The organism is Aliivibrio kagoshimensis (assembly GCF_050337105.1).
GTDB classification, from domain to species: domain Bacteria; phylum Pseudomonadota; class Gammaproteobacteria; order Enterobacterales; family Vibrionaceae; genus Aliivibrio_A; species Aliivibrio_A kagoshimensis.
Genome location: NZ_JAKJSQ010000044.1, coordinates 15,299 through 38,451, shown reverse-complemented (window position 1 = coordinate 38,451; position 23,153 = coordinate 15,299). Strand labels below are relative to the sequence as shown.

The 23,153-nt window shown below is 41.9% G+C and carries 21 protein-coding genes; 5 read left to right on the top strand and 16 right to left on the bottom strand.

All coding sequences use genetic code 11. From position 1 onward, the window contains the following. Positions 1-136 precede the first annotated feature (136 nt). The 7 genes from L4C32_RS14130 to xerD all read right to left on the bottom strand — a co-directional run bounded on the left by L4C32_RS14130 (position 137) and on the right by xerD (position 8,839). The gene (locus L4C32_RS14130) at positions 137-388 is read right to left on the bottom strand and encodes a DUF1127 domain-containing protein (protein ID WP_428197529.1); all 252 of its coding nucleotides are present in this window, start codon (positions 386-388) and stop codon (positions 137-139) included. 437 nt (positions 389-825) lie between these two features. Further along, positions 826-2,172 carry a sigma-54-dependent transcriptional regulator gene (locus tag L4C32_RS14125; RefSeq protein WP_428197528.1) on the bottom strand — a complete coding sequence of 449 codons (1,347 nt, stop codon included), beginning with the start codon at positions 2,170-2,172 and terminating at the stop codon, positions 826-828. 275 nt (positions 2,173-2,447) lie between these two features. Next, positions 2,448-3,953, bottom strand: coding sequence for a lysine--tRNA ligase (lysS, locus tag L4C32_RS14120; protein ID WP_428197527.1), 1,506 nt, complete (start codon positions 3,951-3,953; stop codon positions 2,448-2,450). Positions 3,954-3,996: 43 nt separating this feature from the next. After that, positions 3,997-5,095 (bottom strand): peptide chain release factor 2 gene (gene prfB, locus L4C32_RS14115; RefSeq protein ID WP_428197530.1). Its coding sequence is split into 2 segments (ribosomal slippage): positions 3,997-5,019 and positions 5,021-5,095, totalling 1,098 coding nucleotides; the frame shifts between segments, so codons are not numbered across the junction. 125 nt (positions 5,096-5,220) lie between these two features. Continuing rightward, positions 5,221-6,960: a single-stranded-DNA-specific exonuclease RecJ gene (gene recJ, locus L4C32_RS14110; RefSeq protein WP_428197526.1), complete on the bottom strand. Its 1,740-nt coding sequence runs from the start codon at positions 6,958-6,960 to the stop codon at positions 5,221-5,223. A 75-nt stretch (positions 6,961-7,035) separates the two neighbouring features. Further along, positions 7,036-7,842, bottom strand: a complete 807-nt coding sequence (gene dsbC, locus L4C32_RS14105) for a bifunctional protein-disulfide isomerase/oxidoreductase DsbC (RefSeq protein WP_428197525.1) — start codon at positions 7,840-7,842, stop codon at positions 7,036-7,038. Positions 7,843-7,942: 100 nt separating this feature from the next. Further along, the gene (gene xerD, locus L4C32_RS14100) at positions 7,943-8,839 is read right to left on the bottom strand and encodes a site-specific tyrosine recombinase XerD (RefSeq protein WP_428197524.1); all 897 of its coding nucleotides are present in this window, start codon (positions 8,837-8,839) and stop codon (positions 7,943-7,945) included. A gap of 148 nt (positions 8,840-8,987) precedes the next feature. Between xerD and fldB the strand changes: the two genes are divergently transcribed. Continuing rightward, the gene (fldB, locus tag L4C32_RS14095; RefSeq protein WP_428197523.1) at positions 8,988-9,506 is read left to right on the top strand and encodes a flavodoxin FldB; all 519 of its coding nucleotides are present in this window, start codon (positions 8,988-8,990) and stop codon (positions 9,504-9,506) included. A gap of 93 nt (positions 9,507-9,599) precedes the next feature. Here fldB and brnQ read toward each other — a convergent pair whose 3' ends face one another. Beyond that, positions 9,600-10,907, bottom strand: coding sequence for a branched-chain amino acid transport system II carrier protein (brnQ, locus tag L4C32_RS14090; protein ID WP_428197522.1), 1,308 nt, complete (start codon positions 10,905-10,907; stop codon positions 9,600-9,602). Between the two features lie 313 nt (positions 10,908-11,220). Between brnQ and L4C32_RS14085 the strand changes: the two genes are divergently transcribed. Together L4C32_RS14085 and srmB are read left to right on the top strand one after the other, a co-directional pair. Then, positions 11,221-11,940 (top strand): tRNA1(Val) (adenine(37)-N6)-methyltransferase, encoded by a 720-nt coding sequence (locus tag L4C32_RS14085; protein ID WP_428197521.1) that lies wholly within the window; start codon positions 11,221-11,223, stop codon positions 11,938-11,940. Positions 11,941-12,039: 99 nt separating this feature from the next. Next, positions 12,040-13,284 carry an ATP-dependent RNA helicase SrmB gene (gene srmB, locus L4C32_RS14080; protein ID WP_428197520.1) on the top strand — a complete coding sequence of 415 codons (1,245 nt, stop codon included), beginning with the start codon at positions 12,040-12,042 and terminating at the stop codon, positions 13,282-13,284. 64 nt (positions 13,285-13,348) lie between these two features. Here the strand turns inward: srmB and yaaA are convergent, their stop codons facing one another. Next, entirely contained in the window at positions 13,349-14,122 is a 774-nt protein-coding gene (gene yaaA, locus L4C32_RS14075) for a peroxide stress protein YaaA (protein WP_428197519.1), read from the bottom strand. 116 nt (positions 14,123-14,238) lie between these two features. Then, positions 14,239-15,669 carry an alanine/glycine:cation symporter family protein gene (locus L4C32_RS14070; RefSeq protein ID WP_428197518.1) on the bottom strand — a complete coding sequence of 477 codons (1,431 nt, stop codon included), beginning with the start codon at positions 15,667-15,669 and terminating at the stop codon, positions 14,239-14,241. A gap of 356 nt (positions 15,670-16,025) precedes the next feature. On the opposite strand from L4C32_RS14070, the gene L4C32_RS14065 reads away from it, so the two are divergent. Then, entirely contained in the window at positions 16,026-16,208 is a 183-nt protein-coding gene (locus L4C32_RS14065) for a DUF3545 family protein (protein WP_428197517.1), read from the top strand. A 62-nt stretch (positions 16,209-16,270) separates the two neighbouring features. Here the strand turns inward: L4C32_RS14065 and L4C32_RS14060 are convergent, their stop codons facing one another. The 4 genes from L4C32_RS14060 to L4C32_RS14045 form a co-directional block, all read right to left on the bottom strand. Further along, positions 16,271-16,822 carry a hemerythrin domain-containing protein gene (locus L4C32_RS14060; protein ID WP_428197516.1) on the bottom strand — a complete coding sequence of 184 codons (552 nt, stop codon included), beginning with the start codon at positions 16,820-16,822 and terminating at the stop codon, positions 16,271-16,273. Positions 16,823-16,871: 49 nt separating this feature from the next. Further along, positions 16,872-17,558 carry a uracil-DNA glycosylase gene (ung, locus tag L4C32_RS14055; RefSeq protein ID WP_428197515.1) on the bottom strand — a complete coding sequence of 229 codons (687 nt, stop codon included), beginning with the start codon at positions 17,556-17,558 and terminating at the stop codon, positions 16,872-16,874. Then, a complete protein-coding gene (gene nfo, locus L4C32_RS14050) occupies positions 17,551-18,396 on the bottom strand; it encodes a deoxyribonuclease IV (RefSeq protein WP_428197514.1) in 846 nt (281 codons plus the stop codon). Before nfo ends, ung begins: the two co-directional genes overlap by 8 nt. 380 nt (positions 18,397-18,776) lie before the next feature. Further along, positions 18,777-19,991, bottom strand: a complete 1,215-nt coding sequence (locus tag L4C32_RS14045) for a glycerophosphodiester phosphodiesterase family protein (RefSeq protein WP_428197513.1) — start codon at positions 19,989-19,991, stop codon at positions 18,777-18,779. 467 nt (positions 19,992-20,458) lie between these two features. Here L4C32_RS14045 and grcA point away from each other — a divergent pair, with 467 nt between their 5' ends. Next, on the top strand, positions 20,459-20,836 hold the full coding sequence (gene grcA, locus L4C32_RS14040; RefSeq protein ID WP_428197512.1) for an autonomous glycyl radical cofactor GrcA: 378 nt from the start codon (positions 20,459-20,461) through the stop codon (positions 20,834-20,836). Between the two features lie 76 nt (positions 20,837-20,912). Here the strand turns inward: grcA and thrC are convergent, their stop codons facing one another. Continuing rightward, positions 20,913-22,199: a threonine synthase gene (gene thrC, locus L4C32_RS14035; RefSeq protein WP_428197511.1), complete on the bottom strand. Its 1,287-nt coding sequence runs from the start codon at positions 22,197-22,199 to the stop codon at positions 20,913-20,915. Then, positions 22,196-23,152, bottom strand: a complete 957-nt coding sequence (gene thrB, locus L4C32_RS14030; RefSeq protein ID WP_428197510.1) for a homoserine kinase — start codon at positions 23,150-23,152, stop codon at positions 22,196-22,198. Before thrB ends, thrC begins: the two co-directional genes overlap by 4 nt. Position 23,153: the final 1 nt, after the last annotated feature.

The window sequence follows — 23,153 nt, the reverse complement described above, 5'->3', positions numbered from 1 at the left end:
CTTCTATATAAATAGAAGCTTTTAAGCGTATCAAAACTAAGAAAAAGTGATTTCAATCTCTCTCTTTAGAAGTTTAAGATAACTGTGCATCTGGTTATTGCGCTACGAACATCACTTATTGAACGTAGCGCTAACGCTACGTGACAATACTAGCTTGTCGTAATCGGCGTAGATGACGAACCGTTCTAGTCGCTCTGTCACTTTCACCAAACGTAATGCCTTGCACAATACCTTCACTGTCTAAACCAATGTCTTTCAACAAATAACTGTTTACATAAGGAAGATCTAGGCGTTCAGGCCGAAGACGCATCTTTACTTTTCTGTTTTGTTGGTAGATATCTATTTTTATTAGTAATAGTGCTGCTTTTAAGTAAATTGATTGACGCATAACGTCTCTCCTTTTAGGTAATTAAGGAGGGTTACAGATAGTCAAGTGGCAGATTAGAATGAAACAGGATCACTTAATGAGTCACTTAATATCCGTGACCCAAAAGTATATTTAGGGGACGGATCTATTGCGTATTGGCTTGAGTATGGCCGTTCGGAGAACGATACATATCAAAAGAGTCATTGGCACACAACACTGTAGTAATAGAAAATGTATTCATGTTGTCTCCTTAAACTCTGCAATAAATCCTAAAATGAAAAGTATCAGTAACAATAGGTTATCTATTATAAAGATACGTTTTGAATTTTAACTATATTTGATTAATTTACAAGCAATTATTCATCTATTTTTAAGATAATCTAAAAATAGGTATTCATATAACCAATGGATAAATAAAAAACCGCTATTTCAATAGCGGTTTGATATTAATAGAGAAGTTAACTGTAGGTTCGTGGCTCAGAGATTAAATTATGCTTATTCAGTAATCGGTACATAGTCGCACGAGAAACGCCAAGTTCTTTAGCTGCGGAAGAGACCTGTCCCTCATGAGATTCAAGTACTAAGAGCAGTGCATCTCGCTCTGAGTTTTCTCGAATACTTCGTAGACTGCGCTTCGCATCATTACGTTGAGGTAAATCTAAGTGTTGCGCTTCAATCACCAAACCATCAGCCAGAAGCGCCGCTCTTTTGACTTGGTTAATTAACTCACGCACATTTCCCGGCCAATTATAGTGATTCATCATCAACTGAGCATCTTCTGAGAATGTTCTTGCTCGGGTATTGTATTCTCGGGCATACATTTGCAAAAAGTGTTCAGCCAATACACTGATATCAGTATTGCGCTCTTTAAGTGAGGGCATATGTATCCGTAATACATTTAAACGATAAAAGAGCTCTTCTTTAAATAAACCAGCGTCAACCGCTTTTTCAAGATCTGAATGTGTCGCCACGACAACACGCACATCAATGTCTTTAAAGCCTTGAGCTGTCTCTATTGAGCCATCTTGTAAAAAGCGCAATAAGTGCTGTTGCTGTGTTAACGGGAGATCATTAATATCATTTAGAAACAACGTACCACCATTTGCTTCTTCAAGTTTTGATAGCGCTTGTTCGATATCCAATTCATTTTTCACACCAAACAATTCGCTCTCTATTTTCAATTCAGAGGTCGCCGCACAGTTAAGAGAAATAAAAGGTCCTTTGTTTCGACCAGAGCATTGATGAACTGCTGAAGCAACAAGCTCTTTACCTGTACCGCTCTCACCGGTAATCAAAATCGATACATCTGTCGGAGCAACTCGTCGAACTTGATCTCTTAATCGCTTAACAACAGGTGCATCACCTAAAATGCCGAGATCAGAATTGTCACCCATATTTGGCCACACTTTACGTTCAAGTTTCAGCATTCCCAACTGGTGACCGATGGTATTTAAAAGTTGTGCATCGGGAATAGGTGCCGTGAAAAAATCGATACAGAAATTCACAATAAATTGGCAAATGGTATCAGAACCAAGCTGTGACTCTCTAATGAACGCAAGCCACCTAACCTGTTTATTGTTACTGACTATGGTTGCGATGCCATTGAGACTAAAGTCATCACGACTAAGATCAACAATTCCAATACAAGGTCCAAGTTCATCGAACAGGGTTTGAGCTGCTCTCAAATCATAGCAACGGTGACAACGCCAACCCACTTTTTCAAGTACTGCAAGCCAAGGTTCATAACTACCGCCAACTACGACTAAAGAGCCTGGAACTGAATCCATTCTAAATTGATTTGCCATAGAGCCGTCCTTTATTAGGTATATTTACGCCAAGGGTTTCATATCTGTTTTATTTATAGAATTACTATACTGGTTTCAAGACAGTTGTTTGCCTTAAATTTGAGACACTCTCAATACAGTAGCATGCAACTCTGCACTCAACAAACCAACCCTCTTTAATGTTGAATGTATCAATTAGAACCCATCAGTAGCATAAATAAAATACCAATAATTATCAGTGCTTTATATATAAAAAAAGCCGCCATAAGGCAGCTTTTTAAACGATAAATTTATCTCTATTTTGCTTGTGGACGCATCGCTGGAAACAGAATAACATCTCGTATGGTGTGGGTGTTCGTAAACAACATGACCAACCTATCGATACCGATACCTTGACCTGCTGTTGGCGGTAAGCCGTGTTCTAATGCATTGATATAATCTGCATCGTAGTACATCGCTTCATCATCACCTGCATCTTTAGCATTAACTTGTGCTTTAAAACGCTGATCTTGGTCTTCAGCATCATTTAACTCAGAGAAGCCATTTGCCACTTCACGGCCACCGATGAAAAACTCAAAGCGGTCTGTGATGAAATGATTCGTATCGTTACGACGAGCCAGAGGAGAGATATCCGCCGGGTACTCTGTAATAAACGTTGGCTGAATCAATTTTGGCTCAGCCGTTTCACCAAAGATCTCTTCTAGCAATTGACCACACGTCCAGAATGGTTCAACGGCAATGTGTAACTTTTTAGCAATGCCAGCCATATGATCACGATCAGCAACTTGCTCATACGTTAACGCCTGAATGGTAGCATCATCTGGGTTATAAAGTTTGATCGCATCAAGCATACTCATTCGAGTATATTTACCGCCAAAATTCACAACTTGGTCACCATAAGGCAACTCAGGAGAACCACATAAATCAGTGGCAATCTTACCTAACATCTCTTCAGTAAGATCCATAAGATCGTTATAATCTGCATACGCCATGTAGAATTCCATCATGGTGAATTCAGGGTTATGACGTGGCGATAGTCCTTCATTACGGAAGTTACGGTTAATTTCGAAGACACGCTCAAAACCACCAACCACTAAACGCTTAAGGTAAAGCTCAGGCGCTACTCGCAGATACATATCGATATCAAGCGCATTATGGTGTGTCACAAATGGACGAGCCGTTGCACCACCAGGGATAACGTGCATCATTGGCGTTTCAACTTCCATGAAGTTCTTTTCCACCATGAAGTTACGAATGGCGGTCACGACCTTTGAACGCATAATAAATGCTTCACGAGACTCATCATTAACAATAAGGTCAACGTAACGCTGACGGTAACGCATCTCTTGATCGGTTAACCCATGGAATTTTTCAGGAAGAGGGCGCAATGCTTTAGTTAGCAGTTGATACTCTTCCATATTGACATAAAGATCGCCTTTCCCAGAAAGGTGTAATTGACCTTTAACACCTATAATGTCGCCAATATCTAGACCTTGGTACTGCTCTTTAAGTACTTTCTGTACCTCTTTTGCAGCGTACGCTTGAATCTTTCCAGAAACATCTTGAATCACCAAAAACGGACCACGCTTTGCCATTACACGGCCAGCAATGCTTGCAGTAACGTTTAACTCTGCAATCTCTTCTTTGGTTTTATCTCCGTACTTTTCTTGAAGCTCCGCCGACATAGAGTCGCGGCGGAAAGCATTAGGGTGACCATTTGCGCTACAGCTTTGGCGGATATGATCCAATTTGCCACGTCGCTCAGCGATAAGTTTGTTTTCGTCTTGTAGTTGATCAGTCATAATTAACCTTTGCATGTTCAGTTAGATACCAGCTTGAGTAAACTTACAGTCCAGACTTCAAGCTAGCTTCAATAAATTTGTCAAGATCACCGTCTAATACTGCTTGAGTATTGCGATTTTCAATTCCCGTTCTTAAATCTTTAATACGTGAGTCATCAAGTACGTACGAACGTATTTGACTGCCCCAACCAATATCCGATTTTGAGTCTTCATTAATCTGTTTTTCTGCATTCTGTTTTTGCAACTCAAGCTCAAATAACTTCGCTTTCAGCTGCTTCATCGCTTGCGCTTTGTTCTTATGCTGAGAACGATCATTTTGACACTGTACTACCGTGTTGGTTGGTACGTGTGTAATACGTACAGCGGATTCAGTTGTGTTGACATGCTGTCCGCCAGCTCCTGAGGCTCGATACACGTCAATACGCAGATCGGCTGGATTAATATCGACTTCAATGTTGTCATCAATCTCTGGATAGATAAACGCAGAGGCAAAAGAGGTATGACGACGACCGCTTGAATCAAATGGTGATTTCCTAACTAAGCGATGCACCCCAGTTTCAGTGCGTAACCAACCATAAGCGTATTCACCTGAGATTCTCACCGTTGCTGCTTTTAAGCCCGCAACATCACCATCAGACATATCGATAACTTCGGTTTTGAATCCTTTGCTGTCAGCCCAACGTAAATACATACGCAGTAGCATAGAGGTCCAATCTTGAGCTTCAGTGCCGCCTGAGCCCGATTGAAGATCAATATAACAATCGGAAGGATCATGGTCGCCAGCAAACATTCTGCGAAACTCAAGCTTCTCAAGTTTTCCTTCGAGTTCAATGAGCTCTGGTTCTATTTCATCAAAGGTCTCTTGATCTTCTTCTTCAATAGCCAGCTCAAGCAACCCTTCAACATCTTCAACGCCTTGATCAAGTTGATCGATGGTTTCGACAATCGCTTCCAGTGAAGAGCGCTCTTTACCCAGAGCTTGTGCTCGTTCAGGTTCGTTCCACACATCTGGTTGCTCTAATTCAGCATTGACCTCTTCTAGGTGCTCTTTCTTAGCATCGTAGTCAAAGGTACCCCCTCAGGATATTTGTGCGCTCTGACACATCCTGAAGACGGTTTTTAATTGGATTTATTTCGAACATGGTCACTTATTATCGCCGCATAGAATTTAACCGATGAATTCTATCGAAAAGCGACAACAAGATACAGAAAAAGCGACAATAATCATCGATATTTTTCTATTTTTAGTGGAGATTTTACATCCGATTTACATCGCTTCGATATTTTCAATCATCAGCTGTAGTGACCGGTTGCCGCGAAACTCATTCACATCCAATCGGTAGACCACATTAACCCTCTGTACAGAAGCATCAGGCCAGCGTCTAAGGTCAATATTAAATGCAATGGCATCGACCATCTTATTACTTGGGAACCCTTTATGAATAGGCTCAAGCATTAATTTCAAGTGTTTTTCACCCACTAATTTCTGGTTCAGCACTTTAAATTCGCCGTCAAATTGTGGTTCAGGGAAGGCTTGTCCCCACGGACCTGAAGACCTTATCAATTCAGCGGTATCTATTGAGAACTCTTCAACTGTTAATGCTCCATCGCTGAGCAGTACACCTTTCAAGGCATCCTCATCTAAAATAGTACGAACCACTTGATCAAATTGTGCCGAGAATCGTTGGTAATCACACTCTTTAATGGTCAGTCCCGCCGCCATCGCATGACCACCAAATTTGATGATTAAACCTGGATTTCGAGTATCAATTAAATCTAGAGCATCTCTCATGTGTAAACCGCTAACGGAACGGCATGAGCCTTTAATCAAACCATCCCCCCCATCAGCAAAGGCAATAACAGGTCGGTGAAATTTATCTTTAATTCTTGAGGCTAATATACCAATAACCCCTTGATGCCAGTCGCGCTGAAAAAGCGATAAACCAAACGGTAACGCCTTTTCATCACTAAATTGAATTCGTTCGCAAATGGCCATCGCTTCTTCTTTCATCCCTTGCTCAATCTCTTTACGAGTTTGATTAAGGGAGTCCAGCTCTGAGGCCATTCTTCTCGCAGCATGAATGTTATTACACATGAGCAGCTCAACACCAAACGACATATCGTCTAAGCGCCCAGCAGCGTTAATTCTAGGCCCAAGGGCAAAACCAAAATCTGAAGCGATCAAACGAGCAGGATTACGATTGGCAATTTCAATCAGCGCCAAAATACCGGCTCTGCATTTTCCTGCGCGTATTCTCTGTAACCCTTGATGTACTAAGATTCGGTTATTCTCATCAAGGGCCACTACGTCAGCAACAGTGCCCAGTGCCACTAAATCTAAAAACTCGGCAAGATTCGGTTCAGGGATCGCCTTCTCAGCAAACCAGTTCATCTCTCTCAAGTGCGCTCGAAGAGCTAGCATCAAATAGAACGCAACTCCGACACCAGCAAGGGATTTTGAAGGGAACGAACAGCTCTGTAAATTAGGGTTAACGATCGCATCCGCCATGGGTAGCTCATCGCCTGGTAGGTGATGATCGGTCACTACCACCTCTAAACCGCGCTCTTTGGCTAACGCCACACCATCGATAGAGGAGACGCCATTATCCACCGTCATAATCAGTTGTGCACCTCGTGCAATGGCTTGTTCGACGACATCAGGGCTGAGCCCATAGCCATCCTCAAAACGGTTGGGAACTAAGTAGTCCACATTTTGACTGCCTAATAATCGAAGTGATAATACCGATAACGCCGAACTGGTTGCCCCGTCTACATCAAAATCTCCCACCACAATGATGCGTCGATTATTTGCGATTGCAGCCGCCAGTAACTCGACCGCTTTAGAGATACCATGCAGTTGCTGGTAGGTTAACAGTCCCTTGGCTCCCCTCTCTAACTGTGCTCCAGAAGTAATGCCTCGACTGCTGTAAATTCGTTTTAATAAAGGAGTAAGCGTATCAGGGAGCTGTGTTGAATCTTGTTCAGGGCGACGTTTCACTTCTATCATCAGAAAGTTCCAGCTTCGGGGGGACAGGTAATATAAAAGCCTATGAGATATCTCATAGACTTAATTGACTCTTTTTTAGTATGACTCTATATCTTTAAGCAGCTCTCTTGGTGGCTTATAACCTGGGATCAGCTCTCCTGAGGATAAAAATATTGCAGGAGTACCAGAAACACCAAGTTTACGCCCTAGCATGAATTGGTCAGTTATCATCTTCTGACACTGTTTAATAGATGCTTTACCTTTGGAAATTGGGCGCTGAGATTTAGCGTCTGACATCGCTTGGTTGCGATCATCTGCACACCATATTTCAGCCATTTTATCTGCAACTTGCCCTTCTGGTCCTTGGCGCGGATACGCTAAGTAACGAACAGTAATACCCAGATCATTGTATCCTTCCATCTGTTTGTGCAACTTCAAACAGTAACCGCAGGTAATATCGGTAAACACAGTCACGACATGTTTCTCATTGTCTGCTGGGTAAACAATCATATCGTTTGCATGCTCTTCAATTAACGCAGCGTGGCTGCTCGCTTTGGTATCCGTCCAGTTATCATCCTCATATTTGTAGATCTTCCCTTGTAGGAAGTAATCCCCATCATTTGAGATATAAAAGATGCCGTGGGGGGTCTCTAATTCCTGAAATCCAGCGACTGGTGCTGCAGAGATATTCGAGACGTCTAGCCCTATGGTCGCCATCCGTGCTTTTAGCTTATCCGTATCAACTCCTTCGATACTCTTATTGTGCTCAACCTTAACCGGCAAGGTGGCAGCAACGACTGGTTCACTACTCTCTGTTGAGGTCTGTTCATCAGAACAAGCTGTAAACGACAACATGGTCACGACAGATAATAAAATAGCGGTAATACGGCGAGATAGACCCATTGATTGATACCTATATAATCAAAAAAAAATAGAATTGGTGACACCTAAACATCTGTATAACTGACATTTTCTGAACGTTTAGTATATCAGAAAAAGTGGATTACGCTCGTGGATGGTGTTGCTGATGAATCTGTTTTAAGCGTTCTGTAGCCACATGAGTATAAATTTGAGTCGTCGACAAATCACTGTGCCCTAGTAGCATCTGAACCACACGTAAGTCAGCACCATAGTTTAGTAAATGCGTAGCAAAAGCATGTCGTAACACGTGAGGAGAGAGCGACTCACTGTCAATCTCTGCAATCACTGCATAACGTTTTATTCGGTGCCAAAACGTCTGGCGAGTCATCTGTCTAGCTCTTTTACTTGGAAAAACCACATCCGAAGAGTGCTCTCCCAAGAGAGTAGACCGCCCATGTTCCAAAAAGTTTTCAATCCAATCAATGGCACTCTCACCCATTGGCACCAATCGTTCTTTATTTCCTTTACCAACCACCCTAACCACACCTTGTCGTAAGCTCATGTTCTCCATCGTCAAGCTCACCAACTCGGTCACACGTAAGCCAGTTGCATACAGTAACTCAAGCATCGCCTTATCTCTAAGCTCTAGTGGATCATTGGTATCGGGTGCTTCCAATAACGCGTCCACTTGAGCTTCTGAAAGGTCTTTAGGCAGACGTTTTGGCAGCTTAGGACTCACGAGTAACGCACTAGGATCATCATCTCGAATGTTCTCTCTATACAGGTACTGAAACAGCCGGCGGATGGCAGAAAGCATACGTGCTCGAGAGGTCTGTTTATAATTGTGATCTGCCAACCACCCTTGATAGCTTTGCAGCTCGGTTACTGATACAGAGGTAAGAGTGGCTTCCTGACTTTCAAGCCAACCGCATAATTTGAACAGATCGTTTCGATAGGAAGCCAAGGTGTTTTCAGACAGGCCCTTTTCCATCCACATGGCATCTAAAAATCGCTCGATAATACTTACTTCACTACTCACTAGACTTACTCACTTAAAATCGATAACAGGATAATTAGGATGACGTGACTAACAAAAAGAGCCTTCGCTATAATATTTCAATCAAACAGTGTTGGGAATAGAAATAAATAGAGGTAAAATCCCCACAAACAATTAATGGAATGCATTCATGAAAATTGGCCTATTTTACGGCTCTACCACTTGTTATACCGAGATGGCATCAGAGAAAATCAGAGAGTGTATTGGCGCTGAACTGATCGATATTTTTAATATCAAAGAGACGCCAGTAGATAAAATGAATGACTATGATTTGCTGCTATTAGGCATTTCTACTTGGGATTTCGGTGAAATTCAAGAAGATTGGCATGCCGTATGGGAGCAACTTAACGGACTACGCCTTAACGGTAAAATTGTAGCGTTATTCGGACTCGGTGATCAAGAGGGTTATGGTGAGTGGTTCCTTGATGCTATGGGGCTGCTACATGATGAGCTTAAACCGACAGGAGTTCAATTTATCGGTTACTGGCCAAATCAAGGTTACCAATTTGAAGCGTCAAAAGCTCTAATCAACGATAAACAGCAGTTTGTCGGCCTTGCCTTAGATGAAGATAGTCAATATGAGCTGAGTGATGAACGCATTCAAGCTTGGTGTGATCAAGTTCTGATTGAATACAGTGAACACTTATAACCCGGTAAAGTGAGCACAACTCACGGTGCGTAACATCTATTGCATAAAAAAGGATGCCAAACGCATCCTTTTTTTATGGGGCTGACTAAACCGTTAAGCAGCTTCTACCGCTGTCTCATCTTTTGAGCCAATAAAACACATACAAACGATAGCAGAAACGGTCGGTAGAACCCAAGCCATACCGTATTCAAACATAGGTAGCATATTAAATGCCGACACATTCACACCTGCAACTTTTGCTGCATCCAACAGTGCGAAGCACAACGACACTAACATAACCACTCGGTAGGAGAGCTCAGGATTCGGCATCCACTTACGGGTAAATGTTAATGCCACCAGCGCAATCGCGATCGGATAGAGTGCGAATAGCATAGGTACTGATAACTGAATTAACTGACTCAGTCCTACGTTAGCGACTAAAGCACAGCTTGAGCCAACGACGATAACCCATACTTTATAAGGAACACGTGTAATCGAGCTAAAGTAGTCAGAGCAAGCAGACACCAGACCTATAGCAGTCGTTAAACAGGCCAATAACACAATCACAGATAACACAATTTGCCCATATGAGCCAAATAGAGCATGGGTATATAAAGCAAGGATCACTCCCCCATTGTCTGCATTAGCGGCAACGTCCACACTGGTTGCCCCAAGGTAAAACAGTGAAATATAGACAAGAGCCAAACCAGAGGCGGCAATAATTCCAGCATAGATTAAATACTTCGTCGTTGCTTTTTGATCGGTGACCCCTTTATTTTTAATCGCCTCAACCAAAAGCATACCAAACATTAAAGAGGCAAAGGTATCCATGGTGTTGTAACCTTCTAAGAAGCCTTTCGTAAACGCTTGATCGATGTAATCACCTTGCGCTGCTAATATGTCACCTTGAGGATTGACAAAAACAGCGACGGCTAACACAGCCAATGCGATCATTAGCGTCGGAGTTAAAAATTTACCAATCACATCGATCAACTTCCCTTGTGACCAGGCAAAAAACATCGCCACCACAAAAAACAGAATTGAAAAAAGCGTCAGACTGGTTTGCCCAGCATCAATAACAAAGGGTTTTACTGCCATTTCATAAGCAACCAGACCCGTTCTTGGCGCTGCAAAAGCAGGACCAATAATGATAAAGATAAGCACAGCCATTAACGTTGCCGCTTTTACCGGAAGATCTTTGGTTAAGTGATCCCATGTGCCACCTGCAACCGCAACGGCGACAATCGTGATTAATGGTAAACCGACAGCGGTAACCAAAAAGCCTAACATCGCAGGAAATACTTGTTCACCTGCTAATTGGCCTGCTAGAGGTGGGAAAATAATGTTTCCTGCCCCTAAGAAAAAAGCAAAAAGCATGAAGCCTACTGCTAAAATATCGGAAATTTTTAAACTGTTGTTCACTATTGACCCTTGAATATGTCTGATTTACACCAAGCTTAAAACCAGAGAAATACATCGCCAGCCTATATAAAGGCAGCATAATGGACAATTGAGCAGTAACAATCAACAAACACAAGCAAAACGAATTATTAATCTTATTTTGGCGTGCAAATGCAAAACTATAAACCAATAAAACAACACTAAATAGATAATAAGGCTAATATTAGAACTCAGTTGAGTGATAAATAAAAAACAAAATGACTGATTAACAATTTAAACACAAAACATTATATAAATATAAACAACTCACATTGTAGGATGGCATCGACACTTTATGGCAAATGACTTTACTTTCAAACAGTTCCAAATTCGGGGTCATCAATGCGGAATGCCAGTCAGTACCGATGGCGTACTATTAGGAGCATGGGCGAATATTTCAGCTTCGAATACTATCTTGGATATTGGTTGTGGAACAGGTTTGCTTTCTCTTATGGCTGCACAACGAAACGACAAAGCCAACATTACCGCCGTTGAAATTGAACCTCTGGCTTTCCAAGCCGCATTAGACAACTGCCAACACAGTCCGTGGACAAATAGGATCGACGTTGTTCAGTCCGATATTGCTGACTTTGGTACGCCTCTCCATCAATTTGACGCTATTATCTGTAATCCTCCCTACTTCAGTAGTGGTGAAGTGTCCCCTACATCAAATCGAGCCATCGCCCGGCATACCGACCGATTATCCCATAAAACGCTCTTGGCTCACTGCAGCAAATTATTAATGCAGGGAGGAACCGCCAGTTTTATACTGCCTAAATATGAAGGAGAGATCTTTATCCAATTATTGGCCAACACTCCTCTCTCCCTTTCCCGGCTTACTCAAGTTCAGTCCACATGCAAAAAGCCTGTTTCTAGATTGTTGATAGAAGTGATATTCACCGAACATCGAAGCCAAAACACTGTCGTAGAGTACTCAGAGTTGTTGATACACCAAGGTCCACATTACAGCGATAGCTTCATTAAGCTTACAAAAGATTTTTACTTAAAAATGTAATCGACCACAATCGTAAAAATAAGTGATCAAAATCTCATTACGCTCTATAATACGCACCAATTTACTCATTTATATCGACCCCTTGTGGAGAAAACACCTGTGATAAGAACTTTTGCAGAATTAGAACTGTCCCCTAACCTACTCAGAGCTATTGAAGAGGCAGGTTATGAACGTCCAACAGAAGTTCAAGCACAAGCCATTCCACACGCTCTTGACGGTCGAGATATTTTAGCCTCTGCACCAACAGGCACAGGAAAAACGGCCGCGTTTGTTTTACCTGCGCTTCAGCATTTAGAAGATTTCCCAAGAACCAAACCGGGGCCTGCTCGCGTTTTGATTCTAACTCCGACGCGTGAGCTTGCGATGCAAGTTGCCGATCACGCCCGAGCTCTCGCTAAACATACTAGCCAAAAGGTATTCACGATTACAGGCGGGGTGAAGTACCAGGAGCATGCAGATATTTTAAGTACAACTCAAGATATCGTAGTCGCAACTCCAGGTCGTTTAATGGAGTACATCGAGTCTGAAAAATTTGATTGCCGTGCCATTGAAACACTGATTCTAGACGAAGCCGATCGCATGTTAGACATGGGGTTCGGTCCAGTTGTTGATCGTCTCTCTAAAGAGTGTCGCTGGCGAAAACAGACCTTCCTTTTCTCTGCAACACTAGAAGGAAAAGGCATTGCTGACTTTACTGAAGACCTATTAAACGATCCGGCAAATATCGACTCTGATCCTTCTCGTCGTGAGCGTAAAAAGATCAATCAGTGGTATCACCGTGCTGATAGCATGGCGCATAAACTGGAGCTGCTAAAATGCATCTTAGTTAATCAAGCGGATCGTGCCATCGTATTTGTGAAAACCCGCGACCGTTTAGCTGAACTGCGTGGTCACCTTGAGAGCGCGCAAATACCTTGTGTCTGGATCCAAGGTGAGATGTTGCAAGAGCGTCGTAATAATGCAATCGACCGTTTTCGTGATGGCAGCATCAATATCTTAATTGCCACCGATGTTGCTGCTCGTGGTATCGATCTTCCTGATGTCAGTCACGTGATCAACTTTGATATGCCACGTACTGCTGATGTCTACTTACACCGTATCGGTCGTACTGCCCGCGCCGGAAAGAAAGGTGATGCTATCTCACTCGTTGAAGCCCATGATCAGCAGATGATTGAACGTGTAGGCCGCTACACTAAAGAAGAGATCAAAGAGCGCAACATCAAAGGGCTACAAGCGAAGAATAAAAAATCGAAAACGTCTAAAAAGAAAGTAAAAATGTCTAAGAAAGTCATTGCAGGAAAGAAAAAGAAAGCGATGAAAAAGAATAAACCCAAAGCGGTATAAAACAGACCACTGATACAACAAAGCCTGATAAATAATCAGGCTTTTTTTGTAAGAGTTGGAAGTGTTACTTCTCTTCCCTTTTAAACACCAGTTCGGACTCTGTCGACTCCGCCGCGACAAAATAATAGCCTGTCGCATCAAAACCTTTTAACTGTTCTACATCCGTTAATCGATTCTCAATAATGTAGCGTGCCATCATGCCTCGAGCTTTTTTAGCGTGAAAGCTGATCACTTTATAAACCCCATTCTTGCAATCTTTAAAAATGGGCGTGACCACCTTAGCTTCTAACTGCTTAGGTTTAACCGCTTTAAAGTACTCATTAGAGGCTAAGTTGATTAATACCTTCTGATTATCGGCAACAAACTCTTTATTCAATCTATCGGTAATTTTATCTCCCCAGAATTGATACAAGTTAGTGCCACGTTCATTGGCCAATCGAATTCCCATCTCTAAACGATAAGGTTGCATCAAATCTAACGGCTTCAGTAAACCATATAAGCCAGACAACATGCGAAGATGCTGCTGAGCAAACTGAAAGTCCTCTTCACTGAATGATTGGGCATCTAGTCCAGTGTACACATCCCCTTTAAACGCTAAAATGGCTTGTCGGGAATTATCTTGAGTAAAGATAGACTCCCACTGCTCAAATCGAGCCACATTTAACCCAGCAATCTTATCACTGACCTTCATTAAGCTAGAGATATCAGCAGGGCTTAGCTTACGGCACTCCTTTATCAATAGTTGAGAGTCTTGTATAAATTCAGGTTGCGTATGTACTTGCGTCGCAAGAGGGGATTCAAAGTCTAAGGTTTTAGCTGGAGATACGACAATTAACATAGTTTATTTCCCTGAAGTAAATGCTTATCTTTATTATCTATAGAGTATCATTGAGACAAAAAAAAGCCATGTAAACGACACATGGCTTTAACGATTTCTGTCATAGGTAAAACTGATTACTGCTTTTTACTATTATCCCAAATACCCTCTTCCAATTGAGAGTGCAACTCAGGGTAATCATTACTATCAAAGGTCGGTAATTTACCACTGTCTAACTGCTGATTGTAATCCTTAGCCAGTTTTATCACCGTCCCTGATAATAGTATAATGGCAACTAAGTTTATGATTGCCATCATTCCCATTGAGACATCAGCCATTGCCCAAACAACTGGCAGTGACGACATTGTCCCAAACATCACCATACCAAGCACAACGACTCTAAAGAGGCGAATACCCGCTTTACTGTTATGTCTTAAAAACACCATGTTGGTTTCGGCATAAGAATAGTTCGCAATGATTGAAGTAAACGCAAAGAAAAAGATAGCTACCGCAATAAAGATGCCGCCCCAGTCTCCCACTTGGCTAATTAACGCTCTTTGAGTCAACTCGATACCAGTCACCTCACCATTAGGTACATACTCACCAGACATTAGGATGATAGCAACTGTTGCTGAGCAGATAACAATAGTATCCATAAACACGCCTAGCATCTGAACATAACCTTGGGAGGCAGGGTGTGGTGGATAAGGTGTCGCTGAGGCAGCCGCATTAGGCGCCGACCCCATGCCTGCTTCATTTGAGAAAAGCCCGCGCTTAATCCCATTGATCATCGCTTGAGCAATCGCATAACCTAAACCACCAGCTGCCGCTTCTTGAAGACCAAACGCACTCTTAAGAACCAACATTAACACGCCAGGAAGCTGTTCAATATTACTGATCATGACATACATAGCAACCAGTAGATAAGCTGCGGCCATAAACGGTACAATCACCTCAGCAGTACGTGCAATGGTTCTAAATCCACCAAAAATTACAACCGCAGATATACAGACTAATCCGATGCCTACATAAAGAGGTTCAAAACCAAAAGCAACATTCAAGGCTGTGGCAATAGAGTTTGCTTGAACGGCATTAAATACCAGACCAAAAGCGATGATCAGAAATAGGGAGAACAACACGCCCATCCATCGCATGCCTAACCCTTTCTCCATGTAATACGCAGGGCCACCACGATAATTTCCCTCTTTATCTTTGGTCTTATAAAGCTGAGCTAGTGTACTTTCAGCAAAAGAGGTTGCCATTCCTAACATGGCAATTAACCACATCCAAAAAATAGCACCTGGACCACCAAGGGTTAACGCAACAGCTACTCCAGCCATATTTCCAGTACCGACTCGCGCAGCTAAACTGGTACATAACGCTTGAAAAGAGGAGATACCCGCATTGTCGGACTTTCGACTATTTTTCAATACAGAGAACATGTGCCCAAAGTGCCTAAACTGTATAAAGCCCAAACGCACAGTAAAAAACACACCTACCCCCACCAATAGATAGACCAGCACTGTTCCCCATAAAAGGTCATTTAGTAGGCTAATAAAACTTGTCACATCTACCTCTTTATATTTATTGTTTATACTTTTTGACTTTTTTTGAACGCGGATAATGCAAATAAGTTCATCAAAAAGCAATCTCTTCCTCAAGAAAGAGTTCGTTTCAGTCAAATGCTGCGTATTAGTTAACCAATTTGTGTGTGAATTGCCTGAACCCCTCGAATATTCATAGTAGGCAGAACCATCTAGAACATCCGTAATAATTGCCTAAGTTTATAGAAAGAGTTCAACTTCGTGATCGATTACTCATAAAAATTTCACAAAAAAGAAACAAATGAGAAATAGTTCAAATATATCTTTAATCGCTCATGATATTTAATAGTTGAACGTTATCAATAATAGAGAGGTAGCTCATGGACGGCTTAATATTTGATAGTCAGTTAGAAACCACATCATTAACTAACAGCAGAAAGAAAAAAGCACCAAAAAGAATGTGGCGTGAAATTGAAGCGTTACAAGACCGCAAACGGTTGATCAAGGAGTTAGAGGATATCGATCTGTTATCGGATCACTCTAGCGATGATTTTGATTTTTAGCACCTCCATCAAATAAATAGAGCGCCATACAGCGCTCTATTTTAATTAGATTACATTGACGTTTAGATGCTCTCTTTGGACATCAGTTTTAGTCTTTGTGCTAACTGTTTATATTGATCAGCAATGGTATCGCCAAACAGAGGATCATTTTTATCCCCTTGCCATAACAGTTCAATTTTTTGCCAATCATTCGGAGCTAGCGCTTTATCTAAGAAAGGCAGAACTTCTCTATCTTCCATCTCCAAATGAGTTTTAACTCGACAGATGAATGCCTCTAAATGGGTAATAAAGATATCTTGAGGGATCACCGCGTCATTCAGAATCATATCGACAGTTTCAGAGAATGCACTAGTAAACTCAGATAGAGAAGAGTGATCAACCAACAGCTTATTCACCTGCTCCGTAAAGCCAAAGTTCTCTAAATAGTATTGATAAAGAAGATCCTCTTTAGGATGGTGGTTTTCGTCCGCAAAAACACTTAGGTAATCCACGATCTCTCTCACCAGCGAGTAGTTTATTGGCTTCTCACTTTTTAGCTCTTCTAGATCATTCTCTAAAAGGCCCAATATCCTATACATGTAACCATGCTCTCTTCGAATACTCTCTAAGATCATACTGCCTCCTTCAACTTGTATACTATTAGTATTAGCACAAAATCGGGCTCTAAGCCTTGATATCTGGCTGCCAGTTGATCTGTGACAATTTTTGTTTTTGCAGTATTTTGTTCGCTTTTGAGAAGTGTTTACAACCTAAAAAACCACGGTGTGCGGACAATGGTGAAGGGTGCGCTGCCGTCAGTACATGATGCTTCTCTTGATTGATCATCGCCCCTTTTTTCTGAGCGTGCGCTCCCCACAACATGAAAATAACACCGTCACAATGCTGATCGATCGCTTCAACCACCTTATCAGAGTAGGCTTCCCACCCAAACTTGGCATGAGAGTGCGCTCTACCTTGCTCAACCGTCAACACCGTATTAAGCAACAAGACCCCTTGATCTGCCCAACTTTTCAGGTAGCCGTGCTGAGGCGTTTCAAACCCCTCAATATCACTGGTTAACTCCTTATAAATATTACGCAGTGAGGGGGGGATTTTCACATCGGGCTGGACAGAAAATGAGAGTCCATGAGCTTGGTCTGGGCCGTGATAAGGGTCTTGGCCTAAGATAACCACTTTTATCTCAGTTAATGGGGTATAACGAAAGGCATTAAACACGTCTTCATTGGCAGGGTAGATCACTTTTCCTGAGTCTCTTGCCTCTTTAACTTGAGCCATCATACTTTGAAAGTAGGGTTGCTCCTGCTGGGAACCAACCGCCTCAGCCCAGGTTAGTGACGGATGATTAGACATTAGCAAACTCCTTTAATGTGGCAATCTCTTGCGACCAAATATCAGAGTTAATCGTCTCTAATACCAGTGGAATACCATCAAAACGAGGATCCTTCATAATATATTCAAAACAATCCCAACCAATGAAGCCTTCACCAAGGGAGTGATGACGATCGACTTTACCACCTAATTCAATTTTAGAATCATTGATATGCATCCCTCTTAAATAAGAGAAACCAACAATACGTTCAAATTCAGAAAACGTTTTCTCGCACGCTTCTTTGCTGCTTAAATCGTAACCCGCCACAAATGTATGGCAAGTATCAATGCAGATCCCGACTCGGATTTTATCTTTTACTTGTGCAATAATCTCTGCCAGCTGCTCAAATTTCCAACCCAAATTAGTCCCCTGACCTGCCGTATTCTCAATAACAGCAATCACTGATGGTACCGCTTCATGCGCCATATTTATCGATTCTGCAATACGGGATAAGCAGTCGCTCTCCTCAATTTTCTTCAAGTGGCTACCAGGATGAAAATTAAGTAGAGTAAGCCCTAGTTGATTACATCGCTGCATCTCATCAATAAATGCAGCACGCGATTTTTCTAATTTCTCCTCTTCAGGGGCCCCTAGGTTAATTAAATAAGAGTCATGTGGCAGAATTTGCTCACTGGAGAAACCATACTTTTTGCAACTCTCTTTAAACGCTTTGATCGTTTTCTCTTCAAGAGGTTTCGCTACCCATTGACGCTGGTTTTTAGTAAAAAGGGCAAACGCCGTCGCGCCTAATTCATGTGCCCTAACCGGAGCTAAATCCACACCACCTGCTGCTGAAACGTGAGCACCAATATATTTCATACCTATCCTTACTAAAGTGTTATTACTTAGGGAACTTTCGAACCTATCATAAGGTTGATGTTGTTACCTTTACGACCATTACTATCAGATTGTAACCTGAGTTATTTTTTTCATCACCTTTTACTCAACAGGCTATTAGCGCCTAAAGCAACACAAAAACGCAACATATTAACAACAAAAAAGAGGGTGCCGTTCATACTCATCCGCTAGAAAAACAGTAAAGGCATTAAAAGCAGTAAGTTTCTTCCTCTAACACCTATGGGTCAAATTAGTCCAAACAAGAATCCCTCTTGGGTCACTTGCGTCCTTTTGATGATAGAAATCAAAAAAAGAGCCTTAAGGCCCTTTTACTTTTGTCGTTTATACTAAAGCTCAATCGACTATTTTAATCCCATGCAGTTAGCATAGTAAGTAACGGTTGCAGGCCAATCACTAAAAACACCTAATACGCCTACATCTTGAGCGAGTACATCAAGCATTGCCATCATGTCACCATCATTATTGATGCCATCTTTAACGCTTTGATAGTACCAACCTCCACCTTGTGCAAGTGGACCTGAGCGCTCAAGGGTCCAAGCGATAATGTCTAAATCTGCATCCTTCGCCAGCTTAGCGTAATTAGATGCCATAAGCTCATTGTCAGCATTTAACTCAACTAAGGCGAAAAGTGGTGGTGCAATAATTTTAACCCCAGCATCGGAAAGTGCTTTCATGTTCTGCTTTGTTGCAACAAACCCCTTTTGCTCATAAACACGATCATCAAGATACACTGCTTGTTGACCAAACTTAGGGTTCTCTTTGATCCAGTATTTTACATCATTAAGGTCAAACGACTGAAGGTAACTATCTGAAGCGGAGATTCCAGCTTCTTTAAGTTCATCAACCAGCTTTTGCGCGTACATCTCTTGGGTAAAGCCGTTAAATGGCATCGCAACAGCCGCAGATTTTAGTTCTGGAGTGACTTTAATACCGTGCGCTTTGAACAATGCAGCACTTTCAGCATGTGTCATCAAAGTTCCATTTTGAGTATAAAGATCAGTTCTCCAGCCCGGTGTCCCTTTTGTATACTCTTCAACCGTGGTTGCTTTCGAGTTGGCACCGTCCATCTTCCCTTTTAAGGTTTTAAATTCAGCCAATGTAAAGTCCGACGTTCTACATTCCGCTTTTGCCTCTTCTCCCGTTGTAGGATTGGCGGGAGTAAATGGTGTGGTACACTTTTTAGCTAATTCAGGACGTAATAGTACATCGGTTGTGGTGTGTAAATCACTTTGAGAGTGACGACATACCAACTGTTTATCTTTGGTAAAGGTTACGTCGCACTCAACCACACCAGCACCCATCTTAATTGCTGCAAGATATGACTCCTTGGTATGCTCCGGAAATTGCATGGCTGCGCCACGGTGTCCGATAGAGAAGTTACTTCGTGTAAATGGGCCATTACTGCACTCCAGCAATTTACTCTTTAATGGCCCTTCATCCATATTGTTAACTAAATAGGATGGGCGCGGTCCTAAGTTTGCCGATTCTTGAGCCCAAACGGTGATTGAGCTGAGCCCTAATATAAGCGCTATAGAACCCTTCCATATTTCCTTCATTGCGTTTCTCCTTGCAGCAAATAGAGACACCATGTCCCTATAACAGTAGATAGCACGCACTGTGCCAACAATTAAATCTCTTTAATTACAAGGCGTTAAATATAACAAAATAGATATTCACAGTGGGGTGGGTCATTTATGTCCATCACGACAGCCTTGATAAGGTGTATATCGAAGCGTAACCATTCCGAAAGAGTTCGTTGCTCAAAAATAGTATCGTCACAACCAAAATGTAGTAAAATTACTACATTTAAAGATAATTAAAACCATAAAAAAATCGGGCTTAGATCGCAACTTACTATTAAATAATTATTAATTGATTTAGCGCAACGAATTAACCACTATAAAGTTATGGTTTTTTATCGTTATTTGATCTAAATCAATATACAAAGCGATCGTTAGATGTATATAATAAACACAGGAAAAATGAGAAAACTAACCACATAATTATGTTGTAGGAGATGGTAATGATTACAGGTATTCAGATCACTAAAGCGGCAAATGATGATCTTATTAACTCAATCTGGCTTTTAGACAGTGAGAAAAATGAAGCTCGCTGTGTTGCTGCAAACAGCGGTTTTGATGTAGACCAAGTCGTTGCTTCAAGCGATCTTGGTGATTATGAATCACGTGACGTTGCCATTGAAAAGGCACCAAAAGTGGAAGGTGGTCAGCATTTAAACGTTAATGTACTTAAGCGTGAAACACTTGAAGACGCTGTGGCACACCCTGAGAAGTACCCCCAGTTAACGATTCGTGTTTCTGGTTATGCGGTACGCTTTAACTCGCTAACAACTGAACAGCAAAAAGACGTGATTGCACGTACATTTACTGATTCTCTATAATTGAATCAGTAAAAACAGATACAAAAACGGCGCTGAAGTTCAGCGCCGTTTTTTTATGAAGGAGACTCACTTATTGTTAAGCGTGTGCCGTTCTTAAAATGACTTTAAGAGCCTCAAAATCACACTCCATCTCTTCAGACAACAGTTCCATCGCATCGTGTTTTGCTAAAGGAGCCGGCAGATCGATATCATTACCTAAAATCTCTTCCACTACCTCTTTAAACTTAGCAGGATGAGCGGTGCATAAGAATAGACCGGTCTCTCCCTCTTCAAGCTGTTCGTTAAGCACACGATATGCAATCGCACCATGTGGTTCACACAGATAGTTCTCTTGTTCAAACATCTCTTTAAGCGTTTCAGCACTCTGCTCATCGGTCACTGAGCCTTTGCCTAACGTATCAAGGCCCCAGCCTTTAAGCTGGCATAACTCTTCGATGCGAGGCCAGTTATTTGGCTGACTCACATCCATAGCGTTTGAGATAGTTGCAACGGTAGCTTTTGGTTGCCACTGCCCTGTTTCAAGATAACGAGGTACAGTATCATTCGCATTGGTCGCTGCAATAAAGCGTTTAATTGGAAGCCCTAACGTTTTTGCTAATAACCCCGCGGTTAAGTTACCAAAATTACCACTTGGTACTGAGATAACTAAGTTTTCGCGCTGCGCTTTTGATAATTGAGACGCCGCTTCAAAGTAGTAACAAATTTGCGCCATTAAACGGCTAATGTTGATAGAGTTTGCGGAGTTTAAACCGATCTCTTTACGAAGCTCTGCATCATCAAATGACTGTTTAACCAGTGCCTGACAATCATCAAAGTCACCATTAACGGCCACGGTATGGATATTGCCACCTAACGTACAAAAGAGCTTTTCTTGCAATGGGCTAATTTTACCTTTTGGATAAAGAATCACTACATTGATATTTTCCATGCCGAAGAATGCATGGGCAACAGCGGCTCCAGTATCACCGGAAGTAGCTGTTAATATAGTGATTTTACCATCATCGGCTACCGCAGCTAAAGATTGCGCCATAAAACGGCCACCAAAATCTTTGAACGCTAACGTTGGACCGTGGAACAACTCTAAGGCAAACACGCCATCTTTAACTTTATTGATTGGTGCTGGGAACTGAAAAGCAGATGACACCATCTTCTCAACGGTTTCCGGCGGAAGTTCATCTCCAATCATCGCCGATAATATTTTACTACTGCGTGTGACGAAATCTTCATCGAGCAGAGCATCGATATCATTAAATATCGGCAACTCTGATGGGAAAAACAGGCCTTGATTACGGCCTAAACCTTGGCGAACCGCTTGGCTAAACGTTACTTTCTCATCGTTTTCTTTAATGTTATATAGTTTCATAGTTCACTTCCTGTAACTTTAGATCCCTGTTTGTCTAAGCGACAAATATGGACAAATCCTTCACTGTTCTGAATATAGTTTTCTTGTAACCAACGAGAAACTCTCTCTGCCACCGCTTTATCTTTACAGATACTAAACAGTGTTGGTCCAGAGCCCGATATACCGGTAGCAAGAGCACCAGCCGAAGTAGTAAAGGATCTCGCATTGGCAAAATTTGGTAATAGTTGCTCACGATACGGTTCGGCCACTACGTCTTTGATCATTTTTGCTGCCAGTTCTGGTTGTTTAGAGTAACAGCCATGAATAAATCCAGCTAAATGTCGTCCATGCGCAATAACATCTTGTTTACGATATTGCGAAGGTAATATATCACGCGCTGCTGCCGTTGAAACCGTAATCCCCGGATAAGCCATTACCCAGTACCACTCATCAAAACAAGGAACCTCTTGACTGATAATACCCAACTCTTCAACCATAAGTTGCAAACCGCCAAGATAACAAGGTGCTACATTATCATAATGCACACCACCAGATATCTTACCTTCCATCTCTCCCATTAGGGCAAGAAGTTCGGTCTCATTAAGCGGTTTATCGTGGAATCGGTTTAACGCATCTAAGGCCGCGACAATAGAGCAAGCACTTGAGCCTAAACCAGAACCAATGGGCATGTTCTTCTCAAGTGTCATCTCCAGAGGTTTGACCGCAATCGATTTACTGGTCAATTCACGTGAAAACACTACCCAGCAGTCATACACAATATTCTCTTTAACATTTTCAGGTAACTTGCTCACAAAGCTGCCTGCTGTTTTCAGGCTAAAAGCGTCACTGCCCTCTTCAACCAACACGCGATCACCCAGCAACGTACCATCAATGGGAGAGACTGCAGCGCCTAATACGTCAAAACCGACACTGACGTTACCAATTGACGCTGGAGCATAAACAACAACACCCATG

Excerpts from the sequence above, each read along its gene's own strand:
- lysS (WP_428197527.1), bottom strand. The coding sequence starts at position 3,953 with ATGACTGATCAACTACAAGACGAAAACAAACTTATCGCTGAGCGACGT.
- thrC (WP_428197511.1), bottom strand. The coding sequence starts at position 22,199 with ATGAAACTATATAACATTAAAGAAAACGATGAGAAAGTAACGTTTAGC.
- recJ (WP_428197526.1), bottom strand. The coding sequence starts at position 6,960 with ATGATAGAAGTGAAACGTCGCCCTGAACAAGATTCAACACAGCTCCCT.
- L4C32_RS14130 (WP_428197529.1), bottom strand. The coding sequence starts at position 388 with ATGCGTCAATCAATTTACTTAAAAGCAGCACTATTACTAATAAAAATA.
- L4C32_RS14060 (WP_428197516.1), bottom strand. The coding sequence starts at position 16,822 with ATGATCTTAGAGAGTATTCGAAGAGAGCATGGTTACATGTATAGGATA.
- yaaA (WP_428197519.1), bottom strand. The coding sequence starts at position 14,122 with ATGTTAATTGTCGTATCTCCAGCTAAAACCTTAGACTTTGAATCCCCT.
- L4C32_RS14125 (WP_428197528.1), bottom strand. The coding sequence starts at position 2,172 with ATGGCAAATCAATTTAGAATGGATTCAGTTCCAGGCTCTTTAGTCGTA.
- fldB (WP_428197523.1), top strand. The coding sequence starts at position 8,988 with ATGAAAATTGGCCTATTTTACGGCTCTACCACTTGTTATACCGAGATG.
- L4C32_RS14085 (WP_428197521.1), top strand. The coding sequence starts at position 11,221 with ATGGCAAATGACTTTACTTTCAAACAGTTCCAAATTCGGGGTCATCAA.
- L4C32_RS14065 (WP_428197517.1), top strand. The coding sequence starts at position 16,026 with ATGGACGGCTTAATATTTGATAGTCAGTTAGAAACCACATCATTAACT.
- nfo (WP_428197514.1), bottom strand. The coding sequence starts at position 18,396 with ATGAAATATATTGGTGCTCACGTTTCAGCAGCAGGTGGTGTGGATTTA.
- dsbC (WP_428197525.1), bottom strand. The coding sequence starts at position 7,842 with ATGGGTCTATCTCGCCGTATTACCGCTATTTTATTATCTGTCGTGACC.
- L4C32_RS14045 (WP_428197513.1), bottom strand. The coding sequence starts at position 19,991 with ATGAAGGAAATATGGAAGGGTTCTATAGCGCTTATATTAGGGCTCAGC.
- thrB (WP_428197510.1), bottom strand. The coding sequence starts at position 23,152 with ATGGGTGTTGTTGTTTATGCTCCAGCGTCAATTGGTAACGTCAGTGTC.
- ung (WP_428197515.1), bottom strand. The coding sequence starts at position 17,558 with ATGTCTAATCATCCGTCACTAACCTGGGCTGAGGCGGTTGGTTCCCAG.
- grcA (WP_428197512.1), top strand. The coding sequence starts at position 20,459 with ATGATTACAGGTATTCAGATCACTAAAGCGGCAAATGATGATCTTATT.